This window comes from Bartonella refiksaydamii (genome assembly GCF_902652675.1).
Lineage (GTDB): Bacteria > Pseudomonadota > Alphaproteobacteria > Rhizobiales > Rhizobiaceae > Bartonella > Bartonella refiksaydamii.
Genome location: NZ_LR736308.1, coordinates 15,914 through 28,477, shown reverse-complemented (window position 1 = coordinate 28,477; position 12,564 = coordinate 15,914). Strand labels below are relative to the sequence as shown.

Annotated in this window: 13 protein-coding genes and 1 tRNA gene; 7 read left to right on the top strand and 7 right to left on the bottom strand. The window is 41.1% G+C overall.

Features of this window, described 5'->3' with window-relative positions:
* The 3 genes from GQO39_RS06450 to GQO39_RS06440 all read left to right on the top strand — a co-directional run.
* The coding region (locus GQO39_RS06450; protein WP_198039429.1) for a molybdopterin-binding protein at positions 1-745 on the top strand (745 nt) is incomplete at its 5' end.
* Positions 746-880: 135 nt separating this feature from the next.
* On the top strand, positions 881-1,276 hold the full coding sequence (locus GQO39_RS06445; RefSeq protein ID WP_156851463.1) for an RraA family protein: 396 nt from the start codon (positions 881-883) through the stop codon (positions 1,274-1,276).
* Positions 1,273-2,157 carry a DUF6282 family protein gene (locus GQO39_RS06440; protein WP_156851462.1) on the top strand — a complete coding sequence of 295 codons (885 nt, stop codon included), beginning with the start codon at positions 1,273-1,275 and terminating at the stop codon, positions 2,155-2,157. Before GQO39_RS06445 ends, GQO39_RS06440 begins: the two co-directional genes overlap by 4 nt.
* Before the next feature lie 314 nt (positions 2,158-2,471).
* Here the strand turns inward: GQO39_RS06440 and murA are convergent, their stop codons facing one another.
* Complete coding sequence (gene murA / locus GQO39_RS06435) at positions 2,472-3,767, bottom strand: UDP-N-acetylglucosamine 1-carboxyvinyltransferase (protein ID WP_156851461.1); 1,296 nt, start codon at positions 3,765-3,767, stop codon at positions 2,472-2,474.
* 202 nt (positions 3,768-3,969) lie between these two features.
* Positions 3,970-4,122 carry a hypothetical protein gene (locus GQO39_RS08860; RefSeq protein ID WP_198039428.1) on the bottom strand — a complete coding sequence of 51 codons (153 nt, stop codon included), beginning with the start codon at positions 4,120-4,122 and terminating at the stop codon, positions 3,970-3,972.
* Positions 4,123-4,285: 163 nt separating this feature from the next.
* Here GQO39_RS08860 and GQO39_RS06430 point away from each other — a divergent pair.
* Positions 4,286-4,360 (top strand) — tRNA-Thr (locus GQO39_RS06430).
* Between the two features lie 409 nt (positions 4,361-4,769).
* Here the strand turns inward: GQO39_RS06430 and GQO39_RS06425 are convergent.
* The 4 genes from GQO39_RS06425 to GQO39_RS06410 all read right to left on the bottom strand — a co-directional run bounded on the left by GQO39_RS06425 (position 4,770) and on the right by GQO39_RS06410 (position 7,182).
* Positions 4,770-5,555 carry a lambda exonuclease family protein gene (locus GQO39_RS06425; RefSeq protein ID WP_156851460.1) on the bottom strand — a complete coding sequence of 262 codons (786 nt, stop codon included), beginning with the start codon at positions 5,553-5,555 and terminating at the stop codon, positions 4,770-4,772.
* Between the two features lie 402 nt (positions 5,556-5,957).
* Entirely contained in the window at positions 5,958-6,155 is a 198-nt protein-coding gene (locus tag GQO39_RS06420) for a hypothetical protein (RefSeq protein WP_156851459.1), read from the bottom strand.
* A 6-nt stretch (positions 6,156-6,161) separates the two neighbouring features.
* On the bottom strand, positions 6,162-6,551 hold the full coding sequence (locus GQO39_RS06415; RefSeq protein WP_156851458.1) for a hypothetical protein: 390 nt from the start codon (positions 6,549-6,551) through the stop codon (positions 6,162-6,164).
* Between the two features lie 313 nt (positions 6,552-6,864).
* Entirely contained in the window at positions 6,865-7,182 is a 318-nt protein-coding gene (locus GQO39_RS06410; RefSeq protein WP_156851457.1) for a helix-turn-helix domain-containing protein, read from the bottom strand.
* 469 nt (positions 7,183-7,651) lie between these two features.
* On the opposite strand from GQO39_RS06410, the gene GQO39_RS06405 reads away from it, so the two are divergent.
* Positions 7,652-8,791 carry a YdaU family protein gene (locus GQO39_RS06405; RefSeq protein ID WP_156851456.1) on the top strand — a complete coding sequence of 380 codons (1,140 nt, stop codon included), beginning with the start codon at positions 7,652-7,654 and terminating at the stop codon, positions 8,789-8,791.
* A gap of 1 nt (position 8,792) precedes the next feature.
* On the top strand, positions 8,793-10,718 hold the full coding sequence (locus GQO39_RS06400) for a toprim domain-containing protein (RefSeq protein ID WP_156851455.1): 1,926 nt from the start codon (positions 8,793-8,795) through the stop codon (positions 10,716-10,718).
* A 59-nt stretch (positions 10,719-10,777) separates the two neighbouring features.
* Here GQO39_RS06400 and GQO39_RS06395 read toward each other — a convergent pair whose 3' ends face one another.
* The gene (locus GQO39_RS06395) at positions 10,778-10,978 is read right to left on the bottom strand and encodes a hypothetical protein (protein WP_156851454.1); all 201 of its coding nucleotides are present in this window, start codon (positions 10,976-10,978) and stop codon (positions 10,778-10,780) included.
* Between the two features lie 168 nt (positions 10,979-11,146).
* On the opposite strand from GQO39_RS06395, the gene GQO39_RS06390 reads away from it, so the two are divergent.
* Positions 11,147-11,677 (top strand): hypothetical protein, encoded by a 531-nt coding sequence (locus tag GQO39_RS06390; RefSeq protein WP_156851453.1) that lies wholly within the window; start codon positions 11,147-11,149, stop codon positions 11,675-11,677.
* The last annotated feature ends 887 nt before the right edge of the window (positions 11,678-12,564 follow it).

The window sequence follows — 12,564 nt, the reverse complement described above, 5'->3', positions numbered from 1 at the left end:
GCCTGATGCTAGCAATGCGCGTCAAGCGTTGTTTCCAGAAACAGCAACCGTGCTTAACAATCCTACAGGTACAGCACCAGGGTTTTATCTCTCTTGTTTTGAAAGTACGCTTGTTGTTTTGCCTGGTCCACCATCACAGGCTCTTGCGCTTTTAGAGAATTATTTAGAACATGCTGAGAAGAAGTATTCTCTTGTATCGCGTGCTCAATATGCGTGGACTTTGATTGGAATTGATGAAAGTACAATTGCGCATTGGGTTGACTGTCATCTCGAAAATGAGCCATTTGAACGGCATTTTTTATGGAAAAGCCCTTATGTTCTGGTGCAATTGGTTGGTCAATCATCAGCGCCTTTGGCACAGCATTTAATCGAAGAATTTGAAAATCATTTTCACCCATATTTGGTTGGTGCAGAAATTACCACTGCGCGTGAACAATTAGCGATGTATGTTGAAGTTCATTGGTTGGCAAATGATCCGCTGCTTTTAAAATATTTTCAGTCAACAGAAAAAAGTGCGAAAAGTATTCCACAGCTTGAGGTTGAGGTGAGCTTATCGCCTTCTTTGGAGATATTAGAAAACCAAGAAGAAAGCCTTGGACATGCTACAATGACTGTACGGATAAAAGGCTATGGTGATGAGCGTGTTACTTTTCCCTATACACGTCCGCTTTTAAGTGTGGTTTTACAGGAATACGCAGCTTGGTTAGTTTTAAAAAGATATTTGCAAACGGAGAAACGCAAATGATACTCTTTAGAAACGTAAAAATATTCTCCACATCATTTTTTATTGTTTAGGTTAAATATAGCACCATTTTGATGTTCTAGGTCTTTGTGTTTACTAGCACTTTCTTTGACACAAAATAACAGCTAAGCTGTATAAATAACGGTCAAATATTTTATTCGAAACACTTCTACAGAAAAATGCGGATATTATTGTTCAGGTTCTGCTCGAGATATTGCTGAAATTAGGGCTCTAAATTACCCTCTTTTTACAACAAATATTTGTATGGTTTCTGGTAAAAACCGTACACGCATACGAGCTGTGCAAGTACCTTTAATGATTGAAGGAATAAAAATTATGCCAGGAGATTGGGTTTTTGCTGATGACAATGGTGTTCTCATTCTTCCTAAATCAAAGTTATCTGAGATCATTCATCGTGCTGAAAATGTTGATAAAACCGAAGTGCGTATTTTGGCTGCGCTTAAGGAAGGAAAACGGCTTGAAAATATACGGCTTCAAGAAGGCTATGAAACTCCTTGGAAAGAAAAATTATGAGTGAGTGTTTCATACAGTTCTGGCGTAAGAAGTTAAAATTTCTAGATATCCATTATCACGCACGTCCAGATTTATTTGACAGAACATATTCAACTTATGAAGCTGCACAAATCTATGCCAAACATAAAGGTGGAGTTATTTTAAAAAATCACTTAGGTAGTACAGCTGCACTTGCCACAGCATTACAAGATCAAAATTTACCTGTTTTTGGTTCTATTGTTCTTAATTATGCCTCAGGTGGTTTAAGCTTACTGTCAGTTAAGCACGCTTTAGCGCACTATCAATTTGATTCAAAGCCTAAATTACTTGTACATTTACCCACCATTGTACCAACACATCATCGTAGTCGGCTCAAACGAAATTTTTCTAATGATTATGCTGCTTTTCTTGCTCAGCAGCCAACAGCTATCACCTGTGAAAAAGGACATCTAAGATCAGAAATTTATGAACTCATAACTTTTGCTGCTGACAATGAGATTGTTCTCTCTTCTGGACACGCCTCTAAAGATGCAACTCTACGTTTGGTAGATGCTGTAGCGAAAAAAGGCAACTGTAGACTCCTCTTAAATCAACCAGCTAACCCGATGACAGGTTTTTCTGCGGCACAATTACAAGCGTTGGGAAAACATGATTGGCTTTATATAGAACAATGCGCTTTAACTTTTTATCTGGGATATCAAACAAAAGAGGACATGCTTTCTGTATTATCTAAAGTTAATAATGTAATTTATAGTTCAGATCTCGGACAACTGGGAGGAACTGATATTCCATCATGGCTCCAAGACAGTGCAAACTGGTTTCAGGAAGCAAACCTTTCCCTCCCTCAAGTGCAAACAATAACGCTTGATAATCCTTTAAAAATGTTGTCACCAACTAGTTAATCATAAAGTCTACATCTCACAATATTTTATATAAAAGTCATAATACACCTTAAAGACATTCAAAGAACTTTTACCTCTTTCTATAATATACAGATCTGCAAAGCGTACAAGCACATGTCATATAAGATATAGAACACGAAAAAAAATTGAGTATAAAGTAATCTGAAGAAATTATCCAAAAAGGGTTTGCTCTTAAAGAAAGATACCACCAAAGAATAAGTCATTCATAAGAATCTATCTCTAAAGAAATACCTCAAAGAAAACATCGAAAAAGCCCCCCAAAGTCCCTCCCAAAAGATAACGCACGAACGGGATTAAACTGTGATGCGTTGAATTGTAGCGCCACAGCGGGCTAATTTTTCCTCCAACCTCTCAAAGCCGCGATCAAGATGGTACACGCGGTTGACGATGGTTTCTCCCTTTGCCGCCAAAGCAGCAATAACAAGAGAGACGGAAGCACGTAAATCCGTAGCCATGACTGGTGCTCCTTGCAGATTGTCTGTACCAAAGATGGTTGCTGTCTGCCCATTGAGTTTTATCTGAGCACCCAAGCGGGTAAGTTCCTGAACATGCATAAAGCGATTTTCGAAAACCGTCTCAGTAATCCGCGCAATTCCCTGCGCTCGTGTCATCAGTGCCATGAATTGCGCTTGGAGATCAGTTGGAAAAGCAGGATAAGGACCTGTTTTGATATCTACAGGCATTATTTTTGTTTTTTGTGGATTTCGTTTAACCTGAATTCCTTGAGGTTCTATTTGAATATCGAGTCCAGTCTTTTGAAGAACCTTGAGCACTTTCGTCAAATGACTGGGGTTTGCATTTTTGAGAAACACATCGCCGCCTGTCATAGCAACAGCCATTGCGTAGGTTCCCGCCTCGATTCGATCAGCAATGACACGTATTTTAGCACCATTGAGTTTTTTTACCCCCTCGATAGTGAGAGTTGTTGTTCCTTCACCGATTATTTTTGCCCCCATAGCGTTGAGGGTTCGAATAAGATTTGCAACTTCTGGTTCACAAGCAACATTATCAAGAATGGTTGTTCCCTTCGCCATGGTTGCAGCCATAAGCATAACATGTGTTCCCCCGACAGTGACGTTAGGAAAATGGTAATGCGCACCTTTTAATCCTTTTGAAGCTTTAGCGCGGACATATCCATTTTCGATAGAAATATTGGCTCCTAAAGTTTTGAGCCCCTCAAGGATAAAATCGACAGGTCTTGTTCCGATAGCGCATCCTCCAGGCAACGAAACAGTTGCCTCACCACAGCGCGCAAGTAAGGGTCCTATCACCCAAAAGCTTGCTCGCATTTTTTTCACCAGTTCGTAGGATGCACGTGTTGTAGCTATTTTTTGCGCGGTAAAATGGATGGTTCTTGAGTATACACAATCGTGATGAGCTTCCTGTCCGTCGACAGCATATCCAACACCATGATTATTGAGAATACGAATAAGCAATTCAACATCAGCAAGATGGGGAATATTTTCTAAAGTAAGAGTCTCTTCAGTGAGCAGTGACGCAATCATCAGAGGCAATGCGGCATTTTTTGCCCCTGAGATAGGAATAGTCCCTGTAAGTTTTTTCCCACCAATAATTTGAATAGAATCCATAGTGTTTTCCCTCTTTCCCTTTGTATTTCCCTTTCCAAAGGTTTTACCCCCTTGAGAAGTTATCTTGAGAAGTTATCTTGAGAAGTTATCTCGAGAAGTTACTTTGTTATGGTTTCAAAACGAATCTCAAATAGTAACGAACTCCAAATGCTATAACGAACTATTGAGAGATTTGGTTGCAAAATGCTGTAAGAAACATTTTTTAAAGCTCTGTTTGCGCTTTTTTTCGACTTTGCTCTTTTCGGCGTTTCAGATTTTGACGTAATTGTTCAGCCAGCCTTTCTTGGCGCCGTTTTGCTTTTTCATCTTTGTGATTAAATTTTTCTTGCTTTTGTTTTTGATGCATTTCTGTCATTGCGCAACCTTTTGAACAGTGTTGAGCCTCTTCAAGCAACTCATAGCTTTTGTATAAGGAGTGTATGTCATGACACAAGAAGGGTTTTCTTTCAAGAATACATAAATGCTCTCTTGCCTATTTTATGACAATATGGCACAAGACAGCGCACAGATTGAAAAGGGCTGCGGTAGCTCAGTGGTAGAGCACTCCCTTGGTAAGGGAGAGGTCGAGAGTTCAATCCTCTCTCGCAGCACCATTTGCACAGCGCATCTTCATAGCCTCTCACAACGTATTCAAGGCTTCCCTATCATACTCTTAATACTCTTGCACTCTCGCTTATTTCTCAGAATGATCCTTACATAACTTTTCCAACATCCCTTAACAATTGTTGGCAATGGCATAACATGCATCTTCTTAACTATTCTAAAACATCTGCACATTCTTATTTTTTCTCTCATTTACCCATTAAAATACTGTTCTCAGTTTACGGGCTTATCAGTTCCACTGCTGCTGCAAAAAGCCTCCTAGGCTCTACAAAACCAAAACTACAAAATTATAAACAAAATCACACCAATACTCTCCAACATCTCATCGCTTTTCCACACAAAGCGGCTAAAAATATTCTCACAGCCCTCTTACCCCCCTTGTTCAATAGTTTTACATTTCTAACGCTGGACAGATCCCGATTTTCTCCGCCTTATTACAGCTCTCTCCTTAAACCTAGAGCGTGTCTTTTCCCCCACTTTTGTCCCACCCCCCCCACCTATACGCGCCTTACTTGCATTCTCCCCTCTTTCATCCCCCTCTCGTATAATTTTTATTCTCACACCAAACCCTGTATCGGTACACTTAATTTTCTGTACCATAATCTCCAAAGCCTCATTAAAACGGCTAATTTCACTTTCAAGTTTTCGAATATAAACTTCATCACGATAAGCACGCTTAATCAAAGGTGGCATATCAGGCCAATAGAGCATCAAATCTATCCATTCACGTTGAGCAATCCATAATCCTCCCTGACATTGTGCTTTATGTTCTGCTGGAAAACTCTTTTGGTAGAAATGAGGGATTAAAATTTCAGGTTTTTTGGTTTTAATTTCCAACAATCCGTTTTTTCCAACAAAAGCATCGGGGGAAAAGCCTTTCATACGATCATCGGCTAGAACAAACCCTATACATTCAGGCTGTGTGTGTGTAAGTGTACCATAAAGTCTGCGCGCACTTGGTTCTAATTCTGTTCCGCGTCGCATAGAAAGCGTTGCCCCCTCATCGACGGTTTTTCCCGTGATTCTTTCTCCAGCAAGTTTCATCAGAACACTATGATATCTTGAAGTTTTCTGCCCCTGTTTTTTTTGTGCTATAACCATTTCAAACAAAGAAGCCGTAATCAAGCCATTGCGCGCTTGCTTCCATTCAGCTGTTCCCTGAATACAATCGATAATGATTGGCATAATATTTCCCCCATTCTATTTTTCTTTACCGTTGAGGCAACTTTTTTTAAACTTGATATTCAAATCACCCCCTCTCATATTTTGAAACATCCACTATAGAACACTTACCCATTAGCTTACCTCCCTCATGCTTCTTTTTTGGACTCCTCCTCCCCCCCAACACGTCTCTCCCACACCTCTCCCCTAAACGCGCCCCAACCTACCTCTAAAACCTCCCCTCTCCCCCATGATCTTTGCCCGCTCCTCCAAACCAACACCTCCCCCAAAAGCTAAGGTAAATATCTGAAATCTACCCCCCTCTCACCACCAGCGAAAAAAGCTTTAAAGCCACCTCCTCTTTGTCAAAGGCTAAAATACCTTCCCAATGAAGTAACCTCTTCATGCATTGTCTCAAAAATCTCTTCAATCATGCACAGACACGACGCAAAAATCATCTCGAAGATATTCTTCAGACAAATTTTTCGCGACACACTCTGCATCTTCTCGTGTAATGAAAAGGATTGCGTTGTGTTTTTGTGGTTCGAGTCTGATGGTATTTTTGGTATTTCCAGCGTAGTAAAGTGGAATTCCCTGATAAAAAGTCTTGAGATAACTTGCCATAACTTTTCACCACCAGTAATCAGTCAAGACATCACATGGGCGCAAACGATGCTGTTTTTCGTAAGAGCCATAGAGATTATCTTCATAATCGCGCGCGACTTTATCCTCTAAACAAGCATGGTAAGCATCACTATTCAGAATAAATGGCTGGAGTTGCGTATTTTGTTCGTCAATTTCATGATTTGCGACGTAAAAATCAGCGAGTTGTTCACTCACATCCTCTGCATGAAGTGTGATAAGATCGAGGCGCAAGAGTCTGTGAACAGTTTGGTATTCTTCAATAAGTTCGAATACTTCTTCAATTTGGTCGAGTGGTCCCTCATAGGCATCACTCTTTTCTTCTTCACAAATAAATATGAGGATTTCATCCTCTTTAACGAATGGAATATTTTTCATAATTCCCCCCTTTTCGATAGTTGATAAAACACAGCTTTGTCTTGACAAGGCCGAATATACCGTTAGTCTTATATCCTCTATGGGAGATATGTCAAATATTTTATCCTCAATAAAAGATATATTTTTAGTCTTTATGACGTTCAAACGGCACAGATGAATAAAAGCTTGCCATTATTTTATTCACCCTATGCCTTTGTGTTGTTCTCTATTTGTTCTTACTCAACGCAATCACAAACAGACAGGAGAGCTAAAATGAGTGATTTAGAACTAATAAAATACTGGAGCACTCTTGATTCAAAAACACAAAAAGAGATTATTTTGATGCTTCGCCAATTGGTCGCCGCAAAAGAGTCAGAATTGCCTGTCTTTCCTCAGGAGAAAGATTTGAAATAAGTTCAATAAATTCTTTATCTTCAGAACTAGCACCTTCTCCATAAAGGATATAATTCATACTGATATTAATTTCATGACAAATCCGCGCAAGTGACTCAATTGTTGGCTCTTTCCCTTCAGAGAGAATGGAGTGGAGGTACCCTGCTCCTTTTCCTGCTGCAAGAGAAATAGATCGCTTTGACCGTCCACTTTTTTCAAATGCTGCTTTCAATCTTTGACGCCAACCATCAATATTCATAGTTTCACCATATAGCGCATCTTTAAAAAAAGACACGTCCTTTTGCAAAATGGACTTGCTTTATCCTCTAAAAAGGATAAAATTAAGTAAACAAATTTTACTTTTTTGAGGAGGTCCAAGCGTATTTTCGAATCACAAAAGCAATTCACCACCCCAAAGAATGCAAAAAGGGCTCCCGAAAGCCCCCCCCCAAAAAGACCATAGGTTTAGAAGTATTGTCTTATTTATCCTTTGCTATCTACATAATCTCAAACTGTAAAGTTGCACGCACTTAAAGCACGTCCAATCATTGATTAAACTTCAAAGAAATACCTAAAACGCCATCAATTAACAAAATAAACCGCAACGAAATTGAACAACTTTGACTCAAGCGTTCCAACTTCAATCAAATGTCAATGCATACATAAAAGACGCTGTTCTCGGTTTTATTGTGAAGAGAAATATAAAAAAGAAGAAAGTAGATTGAAACATGAAATACGCCAATCAACAAGAAACTCCTTACTATGAATCATCTAGGCTTCCTTATGTTTGTTGGTATCAGAATGATTTTCTAGGGGGGGTTCGCGGAATGCGCGCACACGAAATCGGAATCTATACGATTCTTCTCAACGAAATGTACGCCCGCGGTCGTCCTTTAGAGTTATCGGTAAAACGTTTAGCGCGTCTTTGCGGTTGTGACAAGCGAACTTTTACGAATGCTTTAGAAATGCTAATAGAAGAAGGAAAAATTTTAAATTTAGCGGGTGGTTTATGGAATAAGCGGTGTGAAAATGTATTTCAAGAGCGAGCAAAATTGCTTGAACAAAAATCCTTTGCGGGGCGTTCTTCGGCAAAAAAACGTAAAGAAATCAATGCTGAGATTCAACAACTGCGCAACGAGAGTGCAAGAGATGATGAACAAAACTCAGAAGCTCAGAAAGGAGAAGAAAAGGAAACACCTAACGGTGTTTTAGAAAAGAACTTTTTTTCTTTTCCTACAGCAAAGCAGGAGAAAATATCTGCGCACCCCTCTTCTCCACTCCCATCTACAAAACCTTCTCCACTCCCGCCATCACAACAAGATGTCACAGAAAACCCTCCTGATGCTAACGAAGGTGGAGAGTCATCACACAACTCTAGTAAGAAGACTAAGAGCCTTCTTACCACATCAGCAAACACACAAAACGCCACCGATTCACCCTCACTTTCGCTCCCAATGGCAAACATCGAAAATCCTGCCATCTTGCAGGTAAGCACAAAAAACACCCCCGAGACACACAGCAAAACCAAGAGCCGCAAGACAATATCCCAAGGAGCAATCCCTAAAGGGCACCGTCTTCCAAGCGATTGGCAAGCAGATATCAATGCGGCGGTTTTAGAAGGTTTGAGTGAAGAGCAAGCCCGTTGGCAAGAAAAGAAATTTCGTGATTATTGGCATGCCAAAAGTGGCAAAGAAGCGCTTAAAGTCGATTGGCAAGCCACATGGCGCAACTGGTTTCGCCGAGAAATTGAGCGAATAAAGGAACAGCAGGAAAAACTTGCGATTTTTTCCTCTCATCCCTCTCTCACACCACGCAGCAGCAACGACGAAGCCCTCTACCGCAGTCTTATCAACTACCGTATATCTTAACATGAGCACAATTTTTGAGATCAAACAAAAGCTTATCTCCCAAGCGGGGACGATAGCAGAAATGCTGCTTCCACAAGGGCACAGACGGGGCAATAACTGGATTGTAGGCAATACACGTGGTGAAGCTGGTCAAAGTTTATCGGTATGCTTGAGAGGAGAAAAAGCAGGACTTTGGTATGATTTTGCAGAAGGCAAAGGAGGAGATCTTTTAGACCTATGGTGTGCAGTCAAAAGTATCAGCCTTTCTCAAGCACTAGAAGAAGCCCGCGCTACCCTCAATCTTACGCGTCCCAAACCCTTTATGGCCCCTCATCATTCCTATCGACGCCCTCCCCTTCCCAAAAGTAACACGCCACAGAATTTAGTAAAAACTTATCTCCACAAAGAACGCCGCATCCCCCTTGAGATTTTAAAGCGCTACCGCATAGGAGAGGATGGCGAAAAAATCATCTTTCCCTTTTATAAGCCCGACGGCACCCTTGCCCTCGTAAAAGAACGGTTAGCGCAAGCGGGAGCAAAACCAAAACCAACAGCAGCACAATGTGAACCGATTTTGTTCGGTTGGCAAGCTTTTTACTCCACAAACCACACATCCACCACCACCAACCACACATCCACAACAACCAACCACACATCCACCACCACCAACCACGCTTTTTCTTCAACAAACCGTACAATTGTCATCACAGAAGGAGAAATTGATGCACTTTCTTTAGCCGCCTACGGATATCCAACCCTTTCCGTACCGTTTGGAGGAGGGGGTGGGGGCAAACACAACTGGATTGAAAATGAATTTGATCATTTAGAACCTTTTGAAACCATTTTTTTAGCCACTGATATGGACAAACCCGGTGAAGAAGCAGCATGTGAAATTGCTAGCAGGCTTGGCCGTCACCGCTGCTACCGTGTACGCTTACCCCGTAAGGATGCAAATGACTGTTTAACCGCAGGAATTGATGCGGACACCATAAAAGCAGCCTTTTTGTCAGCAAAAAGCTTTGCACCAGAAGGATTACGACGTGCCTCAGATTATAAAGATCAAGTCATAGGGCTATTTTGGCCAGAACCTGAACAGCATCTTGGCTACACGGTTCCCTATCCTAAACTCCACGGCAAACTTTATTTTCGTCCAGCGGAATTAACGCTATGGAGCGGCGCGAGCGGTGCTGGAAAAAGCCAACTGTTATCAGACTGTATTCCCCATTGGATCTCTCAAAAGAGCCGCCTTTGTTTAGCCTCACTAGAAATGAAAGGAGAACAATCGCTGCGCCGTTTAACAAAACAAACGGGAGGCTTAGAACAACCCACAAGAGAGATGATTGAGCGGATACTCCATTTTTTAGATGATGGACTGATTCTTTATGAACATGTGGGAAAATCAAGCGTGGACACATTGCTAGATGTCTTTGACTATTGCCGTGCACGCTATGGCTGCGATCAATTTATTATCGACAGTCTCATGCGGCTTGGCATCTCCTCGGATGACTATACCGGACAAGAACAAGCGGTTTATAAAATGGTTGATTGGGCTGTTTTAAACGCAGTGCACATTCATCTTGTTGCCCATGCACGCAAAGGCGGTTTAGATAAGGATATCCCAAGTACAGAAGATATTAAAGGTGCCTCAGAAATTGGTGCCAATGCCTTTAACATCATCACCATTTGGCGCAATCGCTCATTAGAAGATAAAATTTTTACCGCATCCCTCAAGCAAGAAAAATCAGAGTTAGCCAAACGCCCAGGCGTAATTATGAATATCGCCAAGCAACGTTCCGGTGATTTTGAAGGCAAAATTGGTCTCTGGTTTGACCCACAAACCTATCGCTATCGCTGTTCCTCTGAACGCCCATTAACGCCACGGCGTTATTTGGAACGCCCAATCCAAAACGCTTCCCCTACCACACGAGCACACCTTATTCCCTCATAAATAAGAGGAATGATAAATCCCAAAATAAAGAAAAACACCTACCTATTCGAAAATCAAAGCTATTCCACACCAAGACTCTGCGCTCCCCCATAAACAAAACGAGAAACAAGGCTAAGAATGAAACCAAACCCCACCCACTTCCAAAACCTCCCCCGCGTAACCACCAACCGCCTCATTCCCCTATAAATCAAAGCAAAGACAAGTCCCACAACACAGAAAAACGCCAACCACTGCAAAAACACACCCCACGTAACAGTCATATTCCCCACCACCTTCAAAAAAAACAAACCACACGAACACTCCCATTCCCAATTCTGCACTCAAGAAAACATCCAGAAAAGCTTACCCCCTCAACCGCCTAGACCAACTTACATCCGATTTTTTGAACAAAGAACAAAATGACAATTTTTTAAAGGAGAAGAAATGACATGAGCCACAAAGATAAAGAGAAACAACACATTGGGCACTTAAAAACGCAAGAAATCCCTATTGAAACGAGCAATCCTTATTTTCAGTCTCACCATTCAGAAAGTTCCAGCAACCCGCGCACCGTTAAAGCCATTGCCAATGCACAAAGCCGTCCCATCGCACTTTTATACGCAAAAGGGCATATCAGCAAAGCGCAATATAAAGCAGCAGAACGCTTTTATGTTTACTGGCGTCAAAGTCAGGCAGATCTCCATATGAGTCCTGACTACACGCGGGAAAAAGTTGAGAACAGCCAAGGTTACACACACCCCATTGAACGTCAAATAGAAGCATCCAACCATTTAAAAACTATCAAGATTCACCTCGGTGTTCTTGGCTATTCACTTGTAGAAAAGGTTGTTGGTTATGGTCAAGCAATCAAAGAGTTAAGCACCTCAAAACGCAAACAAAACTCCCTCGCGGATCACTTACGAGATTGTTTAGACTTGCTAGCATTTCATTGGGGCTATGCAAACCGTAGGGACTCTTAATAATCCCTCACTTCCCATAGCAAGACAGCGGATTTTGTCATCACACAACCTCCCAAATAACAAACGAAACATTGCAAAACACTCTTACTAAAGATATGCGATAAAAATGGGGAGACACTCATACAACAGATTTAAAGAGCAGCAACCTGTAACCAATTTCACGGTCCCCCTTTCCCAGCTATATTTTACAAGAAATCACCTTACAACAACCATCATCAAGCAACACCCCAGCGGCCATGCCCTAACCAGCAACCGCTCCATACAGAATCCCCAACAGAGAATCACCTTCTAAAGGCAGCCCTTCCACCAACAAGCACTTCATCGAAAATTATTCTCGACCAGCCCACCGAAAATCAACCTCAACGACGTTTTTCCACTCTTATAAAAGTTTGCAATTTCTTTCAGACCTTCATCCATAGTCCCGTATCTGTTCAGCTCACCATCCATTGAGGATATAGAATCACTCCCAGCATTTTCCACATACACAAACAGATTCGCAGAAATATAATTCTGTCAAAATGGAATTTTAATAAAAAATAAAAGCATCATTTTGTAACAAATACATATGTTAAATAACCCTATAAAATGTTTTTATAGGGTGTATTTTAAATAAAAAAAGAAACAACCACACAACAATACACAACTATCCCACTTAACTGTAGATTTTTTAGTTTTTTTGCTCTTATACCGACTTGCTGCTTTAAATCATTTCAAATATTAAGGATACAAAATAAATATCCATAAAAGATACGATAACCAATCAGTATAAGATACCCAAAAAACACATCTCTTTGGCTATCCCTCTTTTTATGGAATATATCTAACCCTCACGGGATGCACCCCACCTCGCAGAGTGCATCCCGACCCTCACGGGATGCACCCCACCT

Coding starts and splice junctions, on each gene's coding strand:
- murA (WP_156851461.1), bottom strand. CDS start 3,767: ATGGATTCTATTCAAATTATTGGTGGGAAAAAACTTACAGGGACTATT.
- GQO39_RS06405 (WP_156851456.1), top strand. CDS start 7,652: ATGAAATACGCCAATCAACAAGAAACTCCTTACTATGAATCATCTAGG.
- GQO39_RS06425 (WP_156851460.1), bottom strand. CDS start 5,555: ATGCCAATCATTATCGATTGTATTCAGGGAACAGCTGAATGGAAGCAA.
- GQO39_RS08860 (WP_198039428.1), bottom strand. CDS start 4,122: ATGACAGAAATGCATCAAAAACAAAAGCAAGAAAAATTTAATCACAAA.
- GQO39_RS06415 (WP_156851458.1), bottom strand. CDS start 6,551: ATGAAAAATATTCCATTCGTTAAAGAGGATGAAATCCTCATATTTATT.
- GQO39_RS06400 (WP_156851455.1), top strand. CDS start 8,793: ATGAGCACAATTTTTGAGATCAAACAAAAGCTTATCTCCCAAGCGGGG.
- GQO39_RS06395 (WP_156851454.1), bottom strand. CDS start 10,978: ATGACTGTTACGTGGGGTGTGTTTTTGCAGTGGTTGGCGTTTTTCTGT.
- GQO39_RS06440 (WP_156851462.1), top strand. CDS start 1,273: ATGAGTGAGTGTTTCATACAGTTCTGGCGTAAGAAGTTAAAATTTCTA.
- GQO39_RS06410 (WP_156851457.1), bottom strand. CDS start 7,182: ATGAATATTGATGGTTGGCGTCAAAGATTGAAAGCAGCATTTGAAAAA.
- GQO39_RS06390 (WP_156851453.1), top strand. CDS start 11,147: ATGAGCCACAAAGATAAAGAGAAACAACACATTGGGCACTTAAAAACG.
- GQO39_RS06420 (WP_156851459.1), bottom strand. CDS start 6,155: ATGGCAAGTTATCTCAAGACTTTTTATCAGGGAATTCCACTTTACTAC.